The sequence below is a fragment of the Halomonas sp. NO4 genome, assembly GCF_010994375.1.
In the GTDB taxonomy this organism is placed as follows: Bacteria; Pseudomonadota; Gammaproteobacteria; order Pseudomonadales; family Halomonadaceae; genus Halomonas.
Window position 1 is genome coordinate 109,214 of record NZ_WHMA01000003.1, and the last position, 19,349, is coordinate 128,562.

The 19,349-nt window shown below is 66.8% G+C and carries 19 protein-coding genes; 6 read left to right on the plus strand and 13 right to left on the minus strand.

What is annotated here, in order from left to right:
* Window positions 1-339: 339 nt before the first annotated feature.
* Entirely contained in the window at window positions 340-1,725 is a 1,386-nt protein-coding gene (gene hemN / locus FEF15_RS03620; RefSeq protein ID WP_163557959.1) for an oxygen-independent coproporphyrinogen III oxidase, read from the minus strand.
* A 112-nt stretch (window positions 1,726-1,837) separates the two neighbouring features.
* Window positions 1,838-2,968, minus strand: a complete 1,131-nt coding sequence (locus FEF15_RS03625) for an NnrS family protein (protein WP_240454058.1) — start codon at window positions 2,966-2,968, stop codon at window positions 1,838-1,840.
* A gap of 81 nt (window positions 2,969-3,049) precedes the next feature.
* Between FEF15_RS03625 and FEF15_RS03630 the strand changes: the two genes are divergently transcribed.
* The 3 genes from FEF15_RS03630 to FEF15_RS03640 all read left to right on the plus strand — a co-directional run bounded on the left by FEF15_RS03630 (window position 3,050) and on the right by FEF15_RS03640 (window position 4,383).
* Window positions 3,050-3,478: a DUF454 family protein gene (locus FEF15_RS03630; RefSeq protein WP_163557788.1), complete on the plus strand. Its 429-nt coding sequence runs from the start codon at window positions 3,050-3,052 to the stop codon at window positions 3,476-3,478.
* A gap of 39 nt (window positions 3,479-3,517) precedes the next feature.
* The gene (locus FEF15_RS03635; protein ID WP_163557789.1) at window positions 3,518-3,964 is read left to right on the plus strand and encodes an Rrf2 family transcriptional regulator; all 447 of its coding nucleotides are present in this window, start codon (window positions 3,518-3,520) and stop codon (window positions 3,962-3,964) included.
* 107 nt (window positions 3,965-4,071) lie between these two features.
* A complete protein-coding gene (locus FEF15_RS03640) occupies window positions 4,072-4,383 on the plus strand; it encodes a c-type cytochrome (RefSeq protein WP_163557790.1) in 312 nt (103 codons plus the stop codon).
* A 111-nt stretch (window positions 4,384-4,494) separates the two neighbouring features.
* Here the strand turns inward: FEF15_RS03640 and FEF15_RS03645 are convergent, their stop codons facing one another.
* From FEF15_RS03645 to FEF15_RS03670, 6 genes are all read right to left on the minus strand, one after another.
* Window positions 4,495-5,067: a nitrous oxide reductase accessory protein NosL gene (locus tag FEF15_RS03645; protein WP_163557791.1), complete on the minus strand. Its 573-nt coding sequence runs from the start codon at window positions 5,065-5,067 to the stop codon at window positions 4,495-4,497.
* Between the two features lie 5 nt (window positions 5,068-5,072).
* Window positions 5,073-5,903, minus strand: a complete 831-nt coding sequence (locus tag FEF15_RS03650) for an ABC transporter permease subunit (RefSeq protein WP_163557792.1) — start codon at window positions 5,901-5,903, stop codon at window positions 5,073-5,075.
* On the minus strand, window positions 5,900-6,883 hold the full coding sequence (locus tag FEF15_RS03655; RefSeq protein ID WP_163557793.1) for an ABC transporter ATP-binding protein: 984 nt from the start codon (window positions 6,881-6,883) through the stop codon (window positions 5,900-5,902). The genes FEF15_RS03650 and FEF15_RS03655 overlap by 4 nt, the downstream gene beginning before the upstream one ends.
* Window positions 6,880-8,190, minus strand: coding sequence for a nitrous oxide reductase family maturation protein NosD (locus FEF15_RS03660; protein WP_163557794.1), 1,311 nt, complete (start codon window positions 8,188-8,190; stop codon window positions 6,880-6,882). Before FEF15_RS03660 ends, FEF15_RS03655 begins: the two co-directional genes overlap by 4 nt.
* A gap of 56 nt (window positions 8,191-8,246) precedes the next feature.
* Window positions 8,247-10,166 (minus strand): TAT-dependent nitrous-oxide reductase, encoded by a 1,920-nt coding sequence (gene nosZ, locus FEF15_RS03665; protein WP_163557795.1) that lies wholly within the window; start codon window positions 10,164-10,166, stop codon window positions 8,247-8,249.
* A gap of 124 nt (window positions 10,167-10,290) precedes the next feature.
* Window positions 10,291-12,432: a NosR/NirI family protein gene (locus tag FEF15_RS03670; protein WP_163557796.1), complete on the minus strand. Its 2,142-nt coding sequence runs from the start codon at window positions 12,430-12,432 to the stop codon at window positions 10,291-10,293.
* Between the two features lie 304 nt (window positions 12,433-12,736).
* On the opposite strand from FEF15_RS03670, the gene FEF15_RS03675 reads away from it, so the two are divergent.
* The 3 genes from FEF15_RS03675 (at window position 12,737) to FEF15_RS03685 (ending at window position 14,176) form a co-directional block, all read left to right on the plus strand.
* Window positions 12,737-13,075 carry a hypothetical protein gene (locus FEF15_RS03675; RefSeq protein WP_163557797.1) on the plus strand — a complete coding sequence of 113 codons (339 nt, stop codon included), beginning with the start codon at window positions 12,737-12,739 and terminating at the stop codon, window positions 13,073-13,075.
* 113 nt (window positions 13,076-13,188) lie between these two features.
* Window positions 13,189-13,737: a hypothetical protein gene (locus tag FEF15_RS03680; protein ID WP_163557798.1), complete on the plus strand. Its 549-nt coding sequence runs from the start codon at window positions 13,189-13,191 to the stop codon at window positions 13,735-13,737.
* 58 nt (window positions 13,738-13,795) lie between these two features.
* Entirely contained in the window at window positions 13,796-14,176 is a 381-nt protein-coding gene (locus tag FEF15_RS03685; RefSeq protein WP_163557799.1) for a DUF6164 family protein, read from the plus strand.
* Window positions 14,177-14,247: 71 nt separating this feature from the next.
* Here FEF15_RS03685 and FEF15_RS03690 read toward each other — a convergent pair whose 3' ends face one another.
* The 5 genes from FEF15_RS03690 to FEF15_RS03710 form a co-directional block, all read right to left on the minus strand.
* Window positions 14,248-14,649 carry a copper-binding protein gene (locus FEF15_RS03690; RefSeq protein WP_163557800.1) on the minus strand — a complete coding sequence of 134 codons (402 nt, stop codon included), beginning with the start codon at window positions 14,647-14,649 and terminating at the stop codon, window positions 14,248-14,250.
* A 96-nt stretch (window positions 14,650-14,745) separates the two neighbouring features.
* Window positions 14,746-15,294 (minus strand): hypothetical protein, encoded by a 549-nt coding sequence (locus FEF15_RS03695; RefSeq protein ID WP_163557801.1) that lies wholly within the window; start codon window positions 15,292-15,294, stop codon window positions 14,746-14,748.
* Between the two features lie 73 nt (window positions 15,295-15,367).
* Window positions 15,368-15,712, minus strand: a complete 345-nt coding sequence (locus tag FEF15_RS03700) for a plastocyanin/azurin family copper-binding protein (protein ID WP_163557802.1) — start codon at window positions 15,710-15,712, stop codon at window positions 15,368-15,370.
* Window positions 15,713-15,742: 30 nt separating this feature from the next.
* A complete protein-coding gene (locus FEF15_RS03705; protein ID WP_240454059.1) occupies window positions 15,743-17,425 on the minus strand; it encodes a NapC/NirT family cytochrome c in 1,683 nt (560 codons plus the stop codon).
* Between the two features lie 179 nt (window positions 17,426-17,604).
* Entirely contained in the window at window positions 17,605-19,215 is a 1,611-nt protein-coding gene (locus FEF15_RS03710; RefSeq protein ID WP_163557803.1) for a cytochrome D1 domain-containing protein, read from the minus strand.
* Window positions 19,216-19,349 lie beyond the last annotated feature (134 nt).

Genomic DNA, 19,349 nt, shown 5'->3' on the forward strand with positions numbered 1-19,349 from the left:
GCTGCGCACTGATATGCGTCAAGCGCACCCCACTGCCCCGACCGGGGCCTGCACACCATATATAGTCCAATTCTCGGGTTCAAGCACCATATCTGGATATTTTTTGTATCGAGCGCTTGCCTTTCCGCCCTGCCCTTGATCCACCCGCAGGGCGCACGGCAGCGGCCCGCGGCGATGCCGCGAGGCCAGAAGACGGAGGCGTTGCGTAAGACGAAAGCATGAGACGGGAATGACCACCCGGATCGGCCAGGTAGCACCGGCATCACAGTGTGGCCGGGGGTACTGCCGCCGTCGGCCGGCTCGAGCCTTGCCGACGACGGCGGTCAGCCGGGGGAGCGCTTACACCGTGCGCGAGAAGCGGTTCTCCGCCGGCTTGAGGTAGGCATCGAAGGCCATGGCCAGGTTGCGCATCATCAGCCGGCCGGCCGGGCGCACCTCGAGGCGATCATCGTCGATGACAATCAGGCCGTCGTCGGCCATCTCGGTCAACTGCGTCAGGGCATCGGCGAAGTAGTCGCGAAAATCGATGCCGTGGCGACCCTCGATGTCGGCAAAGTCGACCCGGCCGTGGCACATCAGGGCGTTGATCACGTCGCGGCGCAGGCGGTCGTCGTCGTTGAGGCGGTAGCCGCGCATCACCGGCAGCCGGCCGCTCGCCAGGCGGTGCTGGTACTGGGCGGTCTCCTTGACGTTCTGGCTGTAGGTGTCGCCGACCTTGCCGATGGCGGTGATGCCCAGGCCCACGATGTCGCAGTCGGCATGGGTGGAGTAGCCCTGGAAGTTGCGCTGCAGGGTGCCGTTCTCGCGGGCCCGGCTGAGCTCGTCCTCGGGCAGGGCGAAGTGATCCATGCCGATGTAGACGTAGCCGGCTGCGGTCAAGCGCCGGATGGTCAGCTCCAGCAGCTCGAGCTTGCGCTCCGGCGGCGGCATGTCCTCGGGGCGGATCAGGCGCTGCGCCTTGAACAGCTCCGGCAGGTGGGCGTAGCTGTAGGTGGCGATGCGGTCGGGGCGCAGGGCGATGATCTTGTCGAGAGTGGCGTCGAAGCTCGCCACCGTCTGCAGCGGAAGGCCGTAGATGAGATCGACGCTCACCGACTGGAAGCCCGCCTCGCGGGCCGCCTCGACCAGCTCCACCACCTGCGCCTCGCTCTGCTCGCGGTTGACTGCCTTCTGCACTTCGGGGTCGAAGTCCTGGACGCCGAAGCTCAGGCGGTTGAAGCCCAGGGCGTGGAGCTCATGGATCTGGATAGGCGAGACCGTGCGCGGATCCACCTCTAGGGAGAACTCGCGCTCGGCGGGCTCGGCGAAGTGGAAGGCCGCGTCGAGTGCCGCCATCAGCTCGCCGAGCTGCTCGTTGGTCAGATAGGTCGGGGTGCCGCCGCCCAGGTGCAGCTGGGTCATGCGCCGCGAGTCGTCGAACAGCGCTCCCTGAACCTCGATCTCGCGCTCGAGCCAGGCCAGGTACTCGGCGGCGCGGTCGGTGTTGTGGGTGATGATCTTGTTGCAGGCGCAGTAGTAGCACAGGCTCTTGCAGAAGGGGATGTGCACGTAGACCGACAGCGGCTTGGGCGAGGCGACCCGGTTGCTGCGCTCGGCGGCGGCGCGGTAGTCGTCCTCAGCGAAGGCCGTGTGGAACTGCGGTGCCGTGGGATAGGACGTATAACGCGGCCCCGGGCGGTCGTACTTCTCCACCAGGGGACGGTTGAACAGCAGCTCGTCTTGCATGATCGGAAACAGCCTCTTGAAGGGGTGGGCATGGCTGGCCATGGCCGCATGCCGCCAGTATGCCATTGGCGCCCCGTGTCGTCTCGACAGGGCGCGTCTCTCTTGCCTCGGGTCAATTCCCGGCGGTGTGCGGCACCGGCTGGCGGGCCAGCCAGTGCCTGAGTCGCCAGGCCACCAGCAGCCAGGCGAGGCTCCAGGCCGCCGCCGCGCCCCACAGCACGCCCAGCCAGACGCTGCCCGTCTCCAGCGCCCACAGACGCAGCGTCGCCGCCGTGGCGAACAGCGCCACCAGCGGCAGCAGAGACCACTCGCGCTCGGGGCGCCCCTTGGCGCGCAGGATCGCCTGGCGCAGCATGATGGCGCTGGCCAGGGTGCCCAGGGCGCCGATGGTGAAGGCGTGCAGCGGGGCGCTATCGTGGGCGGGCAGCCACCAGGTGCGCGCCATCAGCAGCAGCCCCACCCCCAGCCAGGCGTAACCGGCCATCAGCGCCAGCAGGTCGGGGCGCCCGCGACACTGGCCGGGCGCCCATCGGTAGAGTCGCCACAGCACCAGCGCACCAGCCGCCAGGGCGAGCACGGCGGCCAGCGGCTGCAGGCGCGGCCACAGCATGAGGAAGGGCGCCAGCCCCAGCAGCACGATCAAGGCCGCCTCGATGCGCGGCTGCACGCCGGCCCCGGACTGACCGAACTGCCGCATCAGGTAACCATTCACCGCCGGGGCGATGATGCGCCCGCCCATGAAGGTCATCAGCAGCACCAGCCACAGCACGCTCTGGTGCATCAGCGGTGCCGTGGTGGGCAGGTCGCCCAGGTAGCGCCAGGTGAGGGTCACCACGCCGAGCAGGCAGATCAGGCCCAGCAGCGGCGACAGAATCCGGTTGCGCCACTTCTTGGCGGCCATGAAGCGTGGCACCAGCAGCCCCGCCACCCAGAGCGCAAACACCGCATCGGCCAGGGTGGCGACATACATCAGCGGCCAGACCAGTACGCCCAGGCGCCCCAGCCCCCACAGGGCCACCAGCCAGGCCAGCCGGCGACGCGGCAGCGGGCCGAGCAGATAGCCGGCGACCACCGCCAGGGCAAAACCGAACACCAGCTCGCGGGCATGGGCCGCCGGTGACGCGAGCTGCGGGAACACTTCCCACTGGTGGTAGAGCGACAACAGCGACAGCGGCACCATGAGTGCCGCATGCAGCGCCGCCAGGGGAAAGAACCACCGCCACGCCGGGAGTCGCACCGTCACGTCGCGCGTCGGCTTTGCATTGCTATCAAGCATGCATGTAAAATACTATTTATGTGTCCTGCTGCCAATCGGTGAGACGCCATGACTGCCCGGATACCCCGGCTTGCCTGGTATGCCCTGACCGTCACCAGTATCGGCCTCGGCGCCCTCGGCCTGCTTCTGCCGCTGCTGCCCACCACGCCCTTCTTGCTGGTGGCAGCCTGGGCAGCACCCAAGGCGTCGCCCCGGCTCGACCGCTGGCTGTGGCTGCATCCGCGCCTGGGGCCGCTGCTGGTCGCCTGGCAAGAGGCGCGCGCCGTTCCCCGGGGCAGCAAGCCCCTGGCGGTGGGCCTGCTGCTGCTGAGCTGGCTGCTGCTGTGGCACATGGGCATGCCCGCCTGGGGCCTGGCCGCCCTGGGGCTGCTGTTCGCCGGTGTCGCCACCTTCGTGCTGACGCGACCCGATGCCGCACCGCCAACGGGCGCCGTCATTTCAGGGGTCGGTGATAGAATTTCAGGCCCCGATTCATGAGCCTTGACGCGCATCAAGGGACTGCCGAGCCATAAACCCATGCATCTGACCCGTTTCACCGACTATTCGCTGCGTGTGCTGATCTACCTCGCCGTCAAGGGCGATGAGCGCGCGACCATCACCGAGATCGCCGAAACCTTCGGGGTGTCGCGCAACCACCTGATGAAGGTGGTGCAGGAACTCAGCCACAAGGGCTACATCACCGCCATCCGTGGCAAGAACGGTGGCCTGCTGCTCAACCGGGCCGCCGAGGATATCTCGCTCGGCGCGCTGGTTCGCGACATGGAGCACGAGCTGTCGCTCGTCGAGTGCTTCCGCGACCACAGCGACTGCATCATCACCCCGGCCTGTCGGCTCAAGCCGATCCTCAACGAGGCGCTGACGGCTTTTCTCGAGGTGCTCGACCGCTATACCCTGGCCGACATGCTGGGCAAGCGACAGCCCCAGCTGGCCAAGCTGATGCAGATTCCCACAGCGGAGAAGTAAGGTTTGTCAAGCCATGCGCTTGACATAGGATGAAAGCCCGCTCCGAGTCGGGCCTGTCGGCCCCTTGGCGAGACTTTCCGTGCATAGCAATGACCAGGAGAACGACCATGAAACTGCTGTCTGCCGCACTTTTCGTCGGCGCTTCCACCCTCGCTTTCACTGCAATGGCTCAAGAGGAGCCGGATGGCGAAGCCGTCTACAACCAGGCCTGCATGGCCTGCCACATGACCGGCGCTGCCGGCGCGCCCATCAAGGGTGACACGGAGGCCTGGGCGCCGCGCATCGAGAAGGGGATGGAAACCCTCTACGACCACTCCATCAACGGCTTCAACGCCATGCCCGCCAAGGGCGGTCAGGCCCAGCTCAGCGACGAGCAGGTGAAGGCCGCCGTGGACTACATGGTGGAAGACTCCCAGTAATCCCCACCGACACGCCTCGCTCGACAAGCGCCCCGGCCGGTTACCCGGCCGGGGCGCTTCGCGTGGCGCCCGCCGACAAGCGGCGATACGCCTGGGGGCCGGGTCGAGCGACTACATGCTGTCAGACCTGTGCGAGCCGCGCTCCATCTGCGTGCGCGCCAGCTGGTTGACGGTCGCCACGTCGACCTCGGCGAAGGCCAGCTGGCGCCCGCCATGCTCGGTCATGAAGGCCTCGGCGTCCGCTGCGCTGGCGAAGGCGGCAAGAGTCGGCCCCATGGCGCCCCGCAGCGGCTGCTCGGTGACGTAGATCGCGGTATCGGCGGCAATGTAGGCGTCGTCGGCCGGGGCCTCCCACTGCGTCTGCCCCATGTCGTGCACGTAGGCCTGGCGCAGCTGCGGCGGCGAGTCCGGCTGCAGCAACCACACGAACAGGTCTGAAGTGGAGCAGAACTTGAGCAGCCGTCCGTCGCGCAGGCAGGCCTGCGCCTTGGGCCCGGGCGAGCCGGTGATGAACATGCCGCACACGGCACACTCGTCGCCGTCCGCGATGGGCTCGGGCGCACAGGCCACGCTCGTCTCCTCCTCGCCGCCGCAGCCGGCCAAGGCAGCCAGCGAGACGCCGCCGACCACGAGGATGAACCGGCGACGCGTCAATCGGGGCGCGCTGGTGATGGTGTCAGTCATCGAACTCAGGCCTCCCGCCGGCGGAAGATCCACAGCGCCGCGCCCAGCGGTGCCGCGACCCACAGGCTCAGGGCACCGAGCAGCAGCGCCGGATGGAAGGCGGCATCGGCACCGATGGAGGCGAGCCCCGCCTGGGTCTTGGCCGCCTCGAAGAAGGTGAGGTTGAGAATGCGGAAGATGTCGGCCGGGTTGAGCAGCAACAAGACGTGGAAGAGCCCCTGGCTCACCTCGCCGCCGGTGCCCACCAGCAGCCCCAGCAGCAGCAGGTCGAAGACCAGCACGAAGGCGAACCATACCATCAGGGCGATGCCCGCCGCCCGCGACTTCTCCGCCACGCTCACGCTGATCAGGTAGGCAAAGCCGATGAAGGCCCAGCCCAGCAGGGTGGCGGAGAGGATGAACAGCGCCAGGGCAGCGAGCAGCTCGCCCAGGTTGTCGTGCCCGCCCAGGGCGGCGATGATCAGGCCCGCCACGCCGAAGCCCACCAGGGTGGAGACGCCGAGGATCGCCGCATGGCCCAGGAACTTGCCGGCCAGGATCTCCACCCGGCTGATGGGGTAGGTGAGCAGCAGCAGCAGCGTGCCCTGCTCCTCCTCGCCGACGACGCTGTCGTAGGCGAGGAGCAGGGCGATCAGCGGAATCAGGAATACCGCCAGGCTCGACAGGCTGACGATGGTGGTGGCGACGCCGGTGAAGCCCACCTGGCCGGACGCCGCGGCGCCGAAGTAGGCCAGGCCGATGGCCAGCAGGCCGAACACCAGGGTGATGGCCAGCACCCAGCGGTTGCGCAGGCCGTCGCGGAACTCCTTGCCGGCCACGGTGACGAGATGGTTCATGCGTTGGCCTCCTCGGGGCGGGCAGGTGCCGGCTCGCTGGCTTCCGCCATCGATGCGGCGTCCTGGGGATGCAGGGCGGCATCGAAGTGGGCATACAGGGATTCCAGCGTCGGCGGTTCCAGGTCGATGTCCTCCACGGCGCCGTCGGCCATCAGGCTGCGCAGCACCTCGACCTTGGCACGTGCGGGAACGGCCAGGACGAGGCGCCCGCCGCCGCCCGGCGTGACGACCACGCCGAAGGCATGCAGCTGGCGGGCCAGAGTCTCCGCCGGCTGGCTGGTGCGCAGGCGCACCACCAGCGGCAGGTCGGCCACCTCGCGCAGCTCGTCGATGGTACCGGCGGCGAGCAGCCGCCCCTGACCGAGGATCGCCGCTCGGTCGATGTGACGTTCCACGCCGGGCAGCACGTGGGAGCAGAGCACCACGCTGACGCCCTTGCCGCGCAGCTCGTCGACCATGGTGTAGAAGTCGCGGGTGGCCATGGGGTCGAGGCCCACGGTGGGCTCGTCGAGCAGCAGCAGGCGCGGCTCGCCGAGCAGCGCCTGGGCCAGCCCCAGGCGCTGGCGCATGCCCTTGGAGTAGGTCTTCACCCGGCGGTGCATCGCGTGGGTCAGGCCCACGCGCTCGAGCAGCGTCTCGACGCGGCGCCGGTCGACGCGCTTGAGCCGCGCGAAATAGCGCAGCACCTCGGCGCCGCTGAGCTGCTCGTAGAACTGCACGTTCTCGGGCAGATAGCCCAGGCGCTGGCGCAGGGCGTTGGCCTCGGCGCCACTGGGGTCGCGGCCGAACACCTCGAGGTGGCCCGCCGTGGGGCGGATCAGGCCGAGGATGAGTTTCATCGAGGTGGACTTGCCGGCGCCGTTGTGGCCCATCAGGCCCAGCACCTCGCCCTCGCCCAGGGTCAGACTGACCTCGTCGAGGGCGGTGAGGGCGCCGAAGCGCTTGCTGACGGCGGCCATCGCGATCACGGGTTGAGTCATTGCAGGGTCTCCGCCATCCAGTCCGGTAGGCTCATCAGGGGGTGGCTGTCCTTGACGCCGGGCGGACGCAGCACCGGAAACTCGCGCTGCACCCAGCGCAGTACCTGCACCGCCGGGCTGTTCATGAGAATCTTGGCCAGCGGGTAGGTCCAGATCAGCCGATCCACCGAATCGTTGGGCTCGTAGGGCACGTCGCCGAGGCCGTCGCCGTCGAGGTCCCAGCCCAGGTAGTCGCTCCAGTAGTTGCCGCGCCCCTCATGGGACCACTCCTGCTCGCGCACCGCCACGTATTTCACTTGGGTCTGATTGCCGACGAAGGCGTTGCCGTGGAAGTCGTTGTCCTCGGAGCCCGCGGTCAGGTGGATGCCGACTTCGGTGCGCGCGAAGAGGTTGTCGCGGATGTCGTTGAACAGGGAATTGTAGACGAACAGCGCCTTGCCTTCGGCGCCGCTGATGGCATGGCCGTCGCCCGTCGCCGCCCCCGGGGTGACGCCGCGCTGCGCCTCGATGGAGACGTTCTCGGCGATCACCGAGTCGACGATGTAGTTCATCAGAAAGCCGTAGTTCTGGTCGCGCACGGAGCGGTTGCCCACCACCTCGAGGTTGCGCGACTGCATGAGCGCATAGCCGAGGCGGTTGTTGCGGGTCACGTTGTCGCGCACCACATTGTCCTGGGAGAACATGTAGTGCACGCCGTAGCGCTGGTCGCGCAGCAGGTTGCCGATCAGCCGGTTGCCGTTGCTGACGTCGATGTAGATGCCGTCGCGGGCCTGCCATACCTCGTTGTCGATGATCTCGGCACCGGTCACGTTGTAGAGCTGCAGGCCGTTGCCGCGGTTCTGGGAGCGCAGCGCGGTATCGCCGCTGATGCGGTTGCCCGCAACGCGCACGTCAGCCACGGCGTCGAGCCAGATACCAAAGCCGCGCGCCTCGATGCGGTTGTTCTCGATCACCGCCCCCGTGGCGCTCTCGGCCACGAAGATGCTGCTATCCATGTCGGTGATGTTGGCGCCATCGTTGCGGATGTGCAGCCCGCTGACGCGCGCGCCAGCGGCCTCGACGGTGAGCACGCTGCCATGGCCCTGGCCGTCGAGGATGGCGCCGTCTGCACCGCTGAGCGTGATCGCTTCGGTGATTACGAAATTGCCGGGATAGACTCCGGCGGCCAGGCGCACGCTGTCGCCCGGTTCGGCGGCGTCGAGCACCGCCTGCAGTGGCCGCCCCTGGGGGGCGACCTGGTGTTCCGCCGCCTTGAGCTCGGCGAAATCCAGAAACAGGAAGGCAAGCAATAAGCCAATGAATCGCATGGGGATCTCAACGCGATAAAGAGAGAACGGGGCCGGCGCGGCCGGCCCCTCCGGCATTATGCCGGCTCGACGAGCATACGCCCGGTCATCTCCATGTGCAGGGCATGGCAGAACCAGTTGCAGTAGTACCAGAACACCCCGGGCTTGTCGGCCGTGAAGGTGATCGATGAGGTCTGCTGCGGGCTGATCTCCATGCTCACGCCATGGTCGACCACGCAGAAGCCATGGCTGAGGTCCTCGACCTTGTCCATGTTGGTGATGGTCACGGTGACCTCGTCACCCTGCTTGACGGTGAACTCCTGGATACCGAAGTTGGGCGCCACCGAGGTCATGTAGACGCGCACCTGGTTGCCGTCGCGGATCACCTGGTTGTCGGTCTCCAGGTTGATGCCGTCTTCCTGGGCCCTGGCCACGGTCTCGGCGAAGAAGGAATCGTCGCGGTCCCAGATCTGCTTGGTGGTGATCTGGTCGCGACGGATGATCACCGCATCGTGGGGCTCGGCGAAGGTGGGCGTGTCGTGCAGCAGTACCATTTCGTCGCCGGAGATGTCGATCATCTGATCGTTCTCGGGGTGCAGCGGGCCCACCGGCAGGTAGCGGTCCTTGGAGAACTTATTCAGCGAGAACAGATACTTGCCATCGGCATCCTTGGACTCGGCCAGGGTCGCGTGATTGTGGCCCGGCTGGTAGTGCACGTCGAGCTTCTGGATGATGTAGTCCACGTCCTCGCCGTTGTAGTTGCGCACGGCGGCGTCCATGTTCCACTTCACCACCTGGCTGTCGATGAACACCGTGGTGTAGGCGTTGCCGCGGCCGTCGTAGGTGGTGTGCAGCGGCCCCAGGCCTATTTCCGGCTCGGCGGCGATCACGTCGCGCTCGTCGGCCAGGTTGCCCGCGAACAGGTCATCCAGACGCGCGATCTCGATCATGGAGACGGTGGGCGAGAGCTTGCCGGCGGCGATGAAGTACTTGCCGTCGGTGGAGGTGTTGAGGCCGTGCGGGTTCTTGGGCACCGGCACGTAGCGGGTGACGTTGAGACCGGAACTCTTGCGGCCGTCCACCACCGGCACCTCGGAGTCGCCGATGGTCATGAAGTTGCCGTCGGCCACCGCCTTCTCGACGTTCTCGATGTTGAACACCACCACCCAGTCGCGGTCGGCGCGCATCTTGCCGGCCAGGTCCATGGCGCCTTCGGAGTTGTAGCAGGTCGCCGCAGCATACTTGCCGGTGTAGTCGGCATCCATGTTGTCCAGGTTGCCGTCGACCATCACCTGCCACTTCACCTCCATGGTGTCGGCATCGATGGCATTCCACATGGTGTAGTACTTGGACGGGTCGTTGAGGTCACGGCCGTCGTTGGGCTGCGGGATCATGTACTCGCCGTTGCAGAATACGTAGTTGGTGCGCGGCACCTTCTGCAGGCGCAGACCGTGGATGGCCTGGACGTTGGGGATGGTGATCACCTTGTCGGTCTTGAACACATCCAGACGGATGCGCGCTACCCGGGTGTTGGCCTTGTCGTTGATGAACAGGTAGCGGCCATCGTGGCTACCGTCGGTGTAGCTGACGTGGGGGTGGTGGGCATCGCCGTTGGTGAAGCGGTGGCTGTCACCCAGGATGCGCTTGGACTCGTTGGTCATCCCCCAGCCGGACGCGGAGCAGTGGTTGAAGACCGGAATGCGCATGATCTCGCGCATGGAGGGCACGCCGTAGACGCGCACCTCGCCGCTGTGGCCGCCACTCCAGAAGCCGTAGTACTCGTCGAGCTCGCCGGGAGGCACGCTGATATCGGCGCCGTTGGTTGCCGCCTGGGCCGGCTGGCTGCGGGTCAGGGCACCGACCCCTGCCACGCCGCTCACGCCGGCCACGCTGGCGGCACCGACCATGGCGCTGCCCGCGAGGAAGCGACGACGTCCCTGGTTGACCGTGGCGCCCGGCGCCGCGGTCGGCTTGTCGTCGTGATGCTGGTCACTCATGACACTACCTCCGTTTCATTATTCGAGAGACGTTCTCGATGCCGACGCTAGGTTCGGCGTTGTCCGGCAGGGGGCCCGTTCGCCGCGACACCCCACCGATTGCTGCGCCTTCAGGTCCAGGCCTTCAGGTCTCGTTCCCCGACACCTCCGTGGCGGGAATGCGCTGGGCGTCCGCCGCCCGGCTGCTCAGGCGCGCGGCCTTCTCGCGCTTCTTGCGCTGCACCACCATGGGCGGACACTTGCGATCGTTGTAGTAGGTCACCTGACAGTCCAGGCAGTAGTGGCACTCGTTGGGATTGATGTGCCCATCGGGATGGATCGCCCCGATCTCGCACTCGTGGGCGCAGATCTGGCACGGTTTGCCGCACTCCTTGTGGCGCCGCAGCCAGTCGAACAGGCGGATGCGCGCGGGGATCGCCAGGCCGGCGCCCAGGGGACAGAAGTAGCGGCAGAAGAACTTGTGGTTGAAGGCGCTGATCACCAGCAGCGCCACCGCATAAAGCACGAAGCCCCACTCGCGCTGGAACTTGAGCAGCACCGCCGTCTTGAAGGGCTCCACCTCGGCATATACCTCGGCCTGGCCCAGCGACTGCAGGGAGACGGCAAACAGGCCGAGCAGGATGATGTACTTCAGCGCCCAGAGCCGCTCATGCAGCATGAAGGGAACCGAGAACTGGGGCACCTTGAGCTTGCGGGCCACGGCGCTGATCAGCTCCTGCATGGCGCCGAAGGGGCACAGCCAGCCGCAGTAGACGCCGCGCCCCCACAGCAGCAGCGACACCGCCACGAAGCTCCACAGGATGAACATCATGGGATCCATCAGGAAGGTGGACCACTGGAAATCGGTGAACAGCGCGTTGGTGAAGGTGAGGATATTGACCACCGAAAGCTGCGCCAGGGCGTACCAGCCAATGAATACCACCGTGTAGACCAGAAACCCGTAGCGCAGCACGTGCAGCAGGCGCGGACGGCGCACTAGCCAGTCCTGGAACAGCAGGATGAAGGTGAGCACACCCAGCCCCGCTCCCAGCACCACGATGTGCATGATCCGGTCTTCCCACACCGACATCCACAGCGGGCGTGCCTCCGCCTCGGCCAGGTCGTCCGCCACCGGCTCGGGGAAGTCGAGGAAACGCTCGGGCACCTGCACTTCCGACGAGAAGCTGGCGAACTCGGTATCCAGCGCCCCGACCTGGCGGCGCACCAGCAGCTCCAGCTCCCAGGGCTGGCCCGGATCGAAGCCGGTATCCTCTCGCAGGATGAAGATGTCGCGCTCGGGCAGGCTCGGCACCCCCTCGGCCTCGATGCCCCACAGGCGGCGCATGTCGCTGTCATGGAACTGATTGGCGCGTCCGCCCTGGTGGATCAGGATGCGGTCGTAGATGCCGCCGCGCACGAAGCCAGAGCCCTTGAAGGAGTAGCGGCCGTCGGCCATGATCGCCAGGGCGTGCTCGTCTTCGCCCAGCGCTTCCATCAGGTCGTCGTACTGGCGCTCGCCGAGCAGATTGCGCCCGATGGTGGGCACGTTGAGGTAGGCGAAGTAGAGGTCGATGAAGGTCTCGTCCTCGGCTCCCTCGGGAACGCTGTCGACGTCTTCGGCCTCCGTGCCCTCGAAGGCCTCGTCGACCTCGCCGCGGGTCAGGTGCAGGTTGCCGATGGCACCTTCCTCGCGCAGCTCGCTCCAGCTCGCTTGCTCGAAGTGATCGTGGCGCACGCTGGCCGGCTCGGTGACGCCGCCGCTCAGGATGCCCACCTCGCGCGCCACCTGGCGTGCCGAGCGCATGATCCCCTCGCCCATCACCACCACGGTGACGGTGGCGCCGGAAACCGCATCCACGCTCTCGTAGCCCTCGCGCTCGCGGCGCGACAGGCCCACCCGCACCTTCTGCTGCACCTCCTTGCCCTGGTACTGGGCGACGAAGTCGTCGAGCACCGACTCGGGGATGCCTACCAGCATGATCGGCTCGGAGTGCTCCAGCACCTGCACGCCGGTGATCCGCCCCTCACGGTCCATGCCCACGCGCATGTTGACCGGCTTGCCCGAATAGGCGGGGATCGGCGCGATGTCGTTGGTCTCGAAGACGTAGCCGACCGGCTCGCCGTCGCGCAGCACGCTCTGCGCCGCGACCTCCTCCAGCGGCTCGCCCAGGGCATCCGCCTCGGGAAACACCTCGGGCAGCCAGTCCTCCTGCGCCTGCGCCAGCGGTGACAGCACCACCGCCACTAGCAGTACCAACACCCACAGCCAGGTGTGCAACACCCTCATCCACTCGTCTCCGTGCGCTCGTCTCTCGCCAGGAGGCCACTCGGCTATCTAAGAAAGGCAGTCTAGAAACGAGTGGCGGCGATGGCAAAAGAAGTATTTAGAAAGCATCTACACGTTAGCACAGGAGTCGGCAGAAACCCTGACCTGTATCAACCCCGACCCGCCATCCTGCGTCTGCTCGGCAATCCTGCGTGACCAGGGCGTTTATGCCAGGAAGAAGCCCCTCGACGGCGAGTGCTTCTCGCCCCGGCGACGGGGTGCTAGTCTCGCGCTTGATCCTCCCTTTTGCTGGCCAGGAGTCGCCATGAGCTCGGAGCAACCCAGTCCCCTTCGCCATTCGCTCGTCACCCAGCAGCGCCACCTGGTGACCGAAACCGCCTTCTGTCTCGGCGAGATTCCCACCACCATCCGCGTCCGCGTCTACCGGCAGCTGGCCAATCAGCGCTACAGCGCCGAGCAGAGCCACTACATCCAGACCCCGCTGCAGCCGGAGCCCGCCTTCGAGAGCGGCGACGACCACCCCAGCCTGGATGCCTGCCTGGCGGCGATCGCCGAGATCATGGTCGAGCAGTATCAACAGGCCGAGCAGGCCGGCCATTCGCCCTCGGAGGACTGGCTGCTGCCCAGCCGCGACTTCGATTGACCCGGCCGCTTGGGTCGTGCGGCTGGCGGGCACGCCGGCAGCACCGCGTCGCCGACCGGCGCGGCGGGTGCTACCATGCCGTTTTCCGTGCTGCCCGAGTCCCGAGCCGTGCCATGCCGCCTTCCCTGCCCGCCACCCTCGCTTGCCTGCTGACCGGCCTGCTGGCCGCTCCCTGGGCCCTGGCCACCACCTTCAACACGAGCGACATCCAGCGCCATGGCGCCTGGCAATCCGCGCTTCTGAGCCTCGGCGAGGAGCGCCACTTCCGCGCCCTGGAAGCCGACAGCTACAGTGACGCCATCCTCAGCCTCAACTTCACCGCCGGGCTCTGTGACCTGCCTTGGCTCGAGGTGCGCGTCGACCTGGACGAACGCCAGGCGGCGGATCGCGCCGTCAATCTGGTCCCCGCCGACCTGCGCGTCGATCATGAAACCATCCACAGCGGCATGGCCGAATTTCTTACCGAACGTGGCGACAGCGGCTTCTATGCGCACTTCTACCTGGCGCAGCAGGCTCTGCTGATGGAGGAGATGCGCCACGGCGAGACGCTGCGGCTGCGTTTCACCCTCGCCGAGGAGAACCACTGGTTCATGACCTTCGCTCTGGACGGCGCCGACCGCGCCATCGCCCGGGCCGAAGGGCTGTGCCGCGAGGCGGATTGAGAGCAACGCCCACGGCGCTGGCCCGAGGGGTGGCGCAAGTGTGGGGAATGGAGCGGGAATGACGGTACTGCTGTTTCACCTGGGCAACGTGCCCGATGACGAGGCCGAGGATATCCGGAGGCTGCTCGCCGAGCACGGCTTCGAGACCTACGAGACCCACGCCGGCTTCTGGCGCCTGGGGGTGGCCGCCATCTGGCTGCGCCACGCGAGCCAGGAAGCGGCCGCGCGCGAGCTGATCGAGCGCTACCAGACAGAACGCCGCCAGCGCCTGCGCCAGGAGCAGGCGGCGCGCCTCGCCCGCGGGGAGCAGCCCACCCTGTGGCGCCGTCTGCTGCAGCATCCCGTGCAGATGCTGCTGATCGCCCTGGCCGTGGCGGCCGTTCTGGCCCTCACCCTGCTACCCTTCCTGGGGTTGATCGAACCCTTCAACAGGGGCTGAGGCTGCACGGCGAACGAGGACCCCGCGGGGCCGGGAACGAGGCTGGCGTGCTGCGATCCGTGGAGCGTCCCTCAGTGGCCTATCTTGTCGCGCAGCGCCTGTGGCAGGGCCAACTCTGTGTCGTCCGGCAGCGGTTCGAGCTCTCGGGCATGCCAGGTGCGCCCGGTCTCGACCCGGCTGAACATCTGGAAGCGGACCTTGTCGCCTGGCGACAGGCTCGGCGCCGGTTCGCTCTCCGGCAGGGCCAGGCGCATGCGCATGGCCATCATCACGTCGGGGGTCGCTTCATGGGCGATGGTCACCCGGTGGGTCTTTTCGTCATAGCCGAGAAAGATACCGTGCACCGTATGGGGCCCCGCTGCCGCTTCGGCCGATTCCGCGGCGTGGCCGTGCGGCTCGCTGGCCTGAACCGGGTGGGCGCCGACAGCCAGCCAGGCCATCGCCAACCCGGCCAGCACGAGACTTGGTTTCATCGCTCTCTCCTCGCTTCGCAAGGCGCGCTCTCCTCACCGGGTGCGCACAGGAAAGCCGCCCTCACGGGCGGCCATGCTCCGGATTCTCGCAGCGTCTCACTCGAACCGCTGGGTGTCGAGGTACTCCACCGACAGGTAGTCGTCGAAGGTCCACAGCCGGACGAAGCGCCCGCGCTGCGTTGCCTCATCGCCGCTGCCGCCCCACACCGTGAGGCTCTGGGGCGGCTCGGGCATGCTCTCCTTCAACTGGTCGAACCACCAGTCGGCCATCTCCTGCTCCCAGGGGTCGCCGTGGCGCGCTTCCAGCCGTTCGACGATCGCCGCGCGCTGGGTCACTTCGGGATGGAAGGTCAGCACCAGCGCCAGCCCGTCACTGCCTGCGGGGAAGACGTAGCGCAGGTCGGTGACCGGCGCATCTTCGGCCTGCAGTTGGCCGTCGATGATGCGGTCTCCCTCGTCGGTCTCGGCGACGGAGAGATTGACCACGGCGTCGTCGCTGTCGAGGGCCGTCATCACTTCCTCGTGGGACATGCCGAACTCGGCGCTGCGGTAACCCGAGGGCCCTTGTGCGGCCAGTGCAGTGGTGAAGGCGAGTGCCGCGAGGCAGCCGCCCAGCCAGGCCACGGGGCGAATCAGTCGTGCCATTCCCGTTCCTCTCGATCGGGAAGCGGCAGCCGGCCATCGCCGACCGCCGCTTCGCAGGGTTAGTGAAGTTGCCTCACTCGGCCGGCACTACTGTGACCACGCCTTGCATGTCCCGGTTCTCGTGGGGACGGCAGTGGTAGGGGTAGGTGCCGGGCTCCTCGAAAGTGCGCTCCCAGCTCTCCTCCGGAAAGAGCCGCGGTGAGCCAATGTCCTCGTCAGCGAAGTAGATATCGTGACTGGTGCGCGTCTCGGCATTGACCCAGCGCACCGTCGTGCCGGCTTCGACCTCGAGCTCAGTGGGATGGTACTCGTAGTCGAGCATTTCCACTTCGACCACCGAGTCGCCGGCCAGGGCCGCCCCGCCCGCGAGCAGGGTGGCCAGGGTGGCGGCGCCAAGTATCAGTCGCGGGTATCGCATTCAAGCTCCTCCCTTCCCCGGTGTGGCACGTCACTCGACGCGCGTGGCGTTGATCTCCACCATGTCGGCGCCGAAGGTCTCGTCGGGGTTCTCGGCCCCGAAAGCCAGGCCGTACTGCCAGGAGACGTGGTGGAAGCGCGAGTCGGCAAAGTCGTCGTGCAGTGCCACGTTGAGGCTGTACAGGTTGTCCAGGTTGAGCGGCTTGTCCCCCACCGAACCGGTCGTCAGCGCCCGGGTCAGGTGGGCAGTCCAGACGCCGTCCTGCTCCTCGGCACTGAACACCACGGACTGGCTGTCGCTGAAGTGGCGCTCATCTAGAACATAACCGGTCTCGGTAGTGGCGTCGCCACTCCGGTAGCGGGCCAGGTCGAGGTAGACGCCGCCGTCGAGAAGCTCCTGGATCTCCTGCTCCTCCTTGAGCTTGTCCCAGCCGCCGCGTGCCGCCCCACGGCGTCCGCGGACCTCGATGTCGGTGCGGCTCTCGCCGAGGTACTTGGTCACGCCGTCGGCGAGGTCGAGCCGATCGACCAGGTCGCTGGTGGCCAGGGCGTCAGGCTCGGGCGCATCGGGCATGTTGCGCGAGTCGTGGTGGCAGCTGGCCCAGCAGCCGCCCTGTTCGGCCAGCTCGACGCGGCCGTCGGAGAGGCTCACGGTCAGCTTGAAGGGGTTGTCCGGGTCCATCATGCCGCCGTCGACGAAGGGCAGCGGGGCGTGCTCGCCTTCCTCCCACTGGAACTGCATGTAGAGGTAGTCGTCATCGAAGGCGGCCTTGACGCTCATCGGCACATGGCCGCGCTTGTCACCGAGATCGAAGGTCTCGATCTTCTCGGCAGAGGTGGCCAGGGCGCCAATGTCCTGCTCTTCCCCCTGGTGGCACCAGATGCAGCGGTCGCCGAACTCGACGGCACGTCCGCCGCCGTGCTCGCTGCCGTCGCGGATCCACTCGATGGACGCCTGACCGGGCAGGAAGAGCGTCAGATCGACGGCCTCGACGGCCTCCCAATCGAGGGTTGACGCGATGTTCTCGCTGACCGTGGTGGCCTCACCGAGATCCTCTTCTTCCAATGCCGTCTCGAGATCGGGCTCGTCGCCCGTCGCGTCCTCGTCCGCCTCGGTGTCGTATTCGAAGCGGCTCGCCCACACCGGGGATTCGTCCCAGTTCTCGGGCAGCTCGTGGGCGATGCCCTGGTGGCACTCGATACAGGTCTGGCCCTGCTCGAAGGCGCGGGCGTGCTGGCGGCTGGCGCGCTGGGCCTGCACCTCGAGGTCCATGTTCGACCAGTCGTGACAGTTACGACATTCCCGGGAGTCGGTCTTGAGCATCGATCGCCAGACGTTCTCGGCCAGATGGAGCCGCTTCTCTTCGAACTTCTCCTTGGTGTCGATGGTGCCCAGCATCCAGTGCCACACCTCGCGACTGGCCTTGATCTTGCGGATCATCTTGGGCCCCCAGGCGTCGGGCACGTGGCAGTCGGAGCACTCGGCGCCGACCCCGGTGGCGTTCTCGTAGTGCGGCCGGTCCTGGTACTCCTCGTAGACCCAGCTCATCTCGTGGCAGGTCGAGCTGCAGAAGGTCAGGTTGTTGGTGGCTTCCATCACGGTGTTGAAGCCGCCCCAGAACAAGATGCCCGCCACGAAGAAAACCACGGCAGCGCTGATCGACGCTCCCATGATCGTGATCTTGCGCCAGTTGCGTGGACGCTCCCCTTGCATGTCAGTCTCCCGAATATGTCATGACACGAGTTGTCACTGTCGTTGCCTGCCCTGCCGCCTTGTTGTGTGGTGGTATCCGGCCCCTTGCCCAGCCGCTCCCCGCCGGCGCCTGGCGCGAGGGAAACGGCTGAAGAAGAGGCCGGAGCGCCCGTAGGCGCCCCGGCGGGGTCGGCCGGCGATCAGCCGACGTGGTTCTTGCGGTTGTAGACGTTGAACTTGCCGGTCGGCGTGTTCAGCCCTTCGACGCGCGCCTTCTCTTCCAGCGTCTTGTCGTCGTAGACGATGATGGCGCCGTCGTCCTGGTGACCTTCGCCGCGGGCCCAGATGGAGACCCATACCTCGGTGCCGGTCTGGTCGTACTCCATGTGTACCGCCACGGCATCGTGCTCGGCGGGACGATCGGCCACGTGGATCGGCGTCAGCTCACGCGTCTCCTTGTTCATGACCATGACCCACTGGTTGACGTCGGGCTCGGGGTGCATGGCTTGGTCGATCCAGACATTGTTGGACTCCGGGTGGGTACGCACGAAGAGCCCCGGGCCGTCGGTCTCGATCTGATCGCAGATCTGCCAGGCCTGGTCGGGATGACCTTCGGGATCGTTGCCCCAGAAGGTCATCAGGCCTTCACCGAGGTGGGTGGTACCGGCCACCGGACCGCACTCAGGGTCATTCCAGTTGGCGCCCGGGCCCGGGTGGGGCTTGACGCCGGTTTCCAGCATGCTGATCTTCTTGCGCGTCTCGGTGTCGATGAACACCATCTTGTTGCTCATGTTGGCCGCGATCTGGAAGTAGCGACCGGTCGGGTCGAAGAAGCCGTCGTGCAGGTACTCGGCGGTCTCCATCATGTCGACGCGCAGGTTGTCGAGGTCGCTGTAGTCGACCTGCCAGACCTGACCGGACTCCTTGACGTTGACCAGGAAGGTCGGCGCATGCGGAGTGTTATAGAGCGCCGCCACGCGAGCCTCGTTGCGGAAGTTGCCTTCCGTGTCGTAGCTACGGGTGGAGATGACCTTGAGCGGCTCCATGGTGTCGGCATCGGTGATCACGGCGTGCGGCGGCCAGTAGGCGCCACCGATGACGTACTTGTCCTTCCACTCGCCGTAGTGGGAAACGGCCACGTCGCGGGCGTCATAGCCGATGAACACCTCGGCGGTGACCTGGGGCGGGTCCATCCACAGGTCGATCTTGGAGAGACGGCCGTCACGACCCTGGACGTACCAGAAGCGGCCGTCGGAGCTCTCCTTGGCCACGTGCACGGCATAGCCGGTCTCGACCTCGGTGACCAGCTCCTTGGTGTCGGCATCGATGATGCCCATGGCGCCACGGTCACGCAGGATGGTGACCATGAAGTTTTCCCAGTTGAGATCGTGCTGGGGTTCGGTGGGCAGATCCTCGGGCTCGACGAAGACTTTCCAGCGCTCCTTCATGTCGGCCAGCGACATCTCCGGCGGCTCGACCGGCTCGTTCTGGATGTACTTCGAAATCAGCGTGATCTCTTCCTTGGAGAGCATGCCGTCGAAGTTGTTCATGCCGCCTTCGGTACCCAGCGTGATGATGCTCTCCAGGCGACGCTGGCCCAGCTCCTGGGTATTCTCGGGCAGCAGGTCGGGGCCGGTGGCGCCGCCACGGGTGGTGCCGTGACAGCCCGCACAGCGCTGGAAGTAGATGTCACTGGCGCGCTCCATTTCCTCCTCGCTCAGCTCCGGTGCCGCGGCCTGGGCGGCGCCCGCCATGGCCGCCAGCGGGAAGCTGAGGGCGAAGATCCCCTTGCTCAAAGCTCTCTTGTACATAACACGTGCCTCGCTTGGTTTCCCCTTGGGGTAGTGGCTGGCGGGTGCCCGCCCCGGCCGATCTCGCCGGAGCCATTGCCACCCTCCACCTGCGTTAGTAGTAGCACCTTGTCGCCCGCCCTCACTTGACCACT

What these genes read in the sequence shown, in the direction of transcription:
- nosZ (WP_163557795.1), bottom strand. Translation starts at nt 10,166, where the DNA reads ATGAGTGACCAGCATCACGACGACAAGCCGACCGCGGCGCCGGGCGCC.
- FEF15_RS03660 (WP_163557794.1), bottom strand. Translation starts at nt 8,190, where the DNA reads ATGCGATTCATTGGCTTATTGCTTGCCTTCCTGTTTCTGGATTTCGCC.
- FEF15_RS03645 (WP_163557791.1), bottom strand. Translation starts at nt 5,067, where the DNA reads ATGACTGACACCATCACCAGCGCGCCCCGATTGACGCGTCGCCGGTTC.
- FEF15_RS03710 (WP_163557803.1), bottom strand. Translation starts at nt 19,215, where the DNA reads ATGTACAAGAGAGCTTTGAGCAAGGGGATCTTCGCCCTCAGCTTCCCG.
- FEF15_RS03675 (WP_163557797.1), top strand. Translation starts at nt 12,737, where the DNA reads ATGAGCTCGGAGCAACCCAGTCCCCTTCGCCATTCGCTCGTCACCCAG.
- FEF15_RS03630 (WP_163557788.1), top strand. Translation starts at nt 3,050, where the DNA reads ATGACTGCCCGGATACCCCGGCTTGCCTGGTATGCCCTGACCGTCACC.
- FEF15_RS03685 (WP_163557799.1), top strand. Translation starts at nt 13,796, where the DNA reads ATGACGGTACTGCTGTTTCACCTGGGCAACGTGCCCGATGACGAGGCC.
- FEF15_RS03640 (WP_163557790.1), top strand. Translation starts at nt 4,072, where the DNA reads ATGAAACTGCTGTCTGCCGCACTTTTCGTCGGCGCTTCCACCCTCGCT.
- FEF15_RS03695 (WP_163557801.1), bottom strand. Translation starts at nt 15,294, where the DNA reads ATGGCACGACTGATTCGCCCCGTGGCCTGGCTGGGCGGCTGCCTCGCG.
- hemN (WP_163557959.1), bottom strand. Translation starts at nt 1,725, where the DNA reads ATGCAAGACGAGCTGCTGTTCAACCGTCCCCTGGTGGAGAAGTACGAC.
- FEF15_RS03650 (WP_163557792.1), bottom strand. Translation starts at nt 5,903, where the DNA reads ATGAACCATCTCGTCACCGTGGCCGGCAAGGAGTTCCGCGACGGCCTG.
- FEF15_RS03700 (WP_163557802.1), bottom strand. Translation starts at nt 15,712, where the DNA reads ATGCGATACCCGCGACTGATACTTGGCGCCGCCACCCTGGCCACCCTG.
- FEF15_RS03705 (WP_240454059.1), bottom strand. Translation starts at nt 17,425, where the DNA reads ATGCAAGGGGAGCGTCCACGCAACTGGCGCAAGATCACGATCATGGGA.
- FEF15_RS03690 (WP_163557800.1), bottom strand. Translation starts at nt 14,649, where the DNA reads ATGAAACCAAGTCTCGTGCTGGCCGGGTTGGCGATGGCCTGGCTGGCT.
- FEF15_RS03670 (WP_163557796.1), bottom strand. Translation starts at nt 12,432, where the DNA reads ATGAGGGTGTTGCACACCTGGCTGTGGGTGTTGGTACTGCTAGTGGCG.
- FEF15_RS03680 (WP_163557798.1), top strand. Translation starts at nt 13,189, where the DNA reads ATGCCGCCTTCCCTGCCCGCCACCCTCGCTTGCCTGCTGACCGGCCTG.
- FEF15_RS03655 (WP_163557793.1), bottom strand. Translation starts at nt 6,883, where the DNA reads ATGACTCAACCCGTGATCGCGATGGCCGCCGTCAGCAAGCGCTTCGGC.
- FEF15_RS03635 (WP_163557789.1), top strand. Translation starts at nt 3,518, where the DNA reads ATGCATCTGACCCGTTTCACCGACTATTCGCTGCGTGTGCTGATCTAC.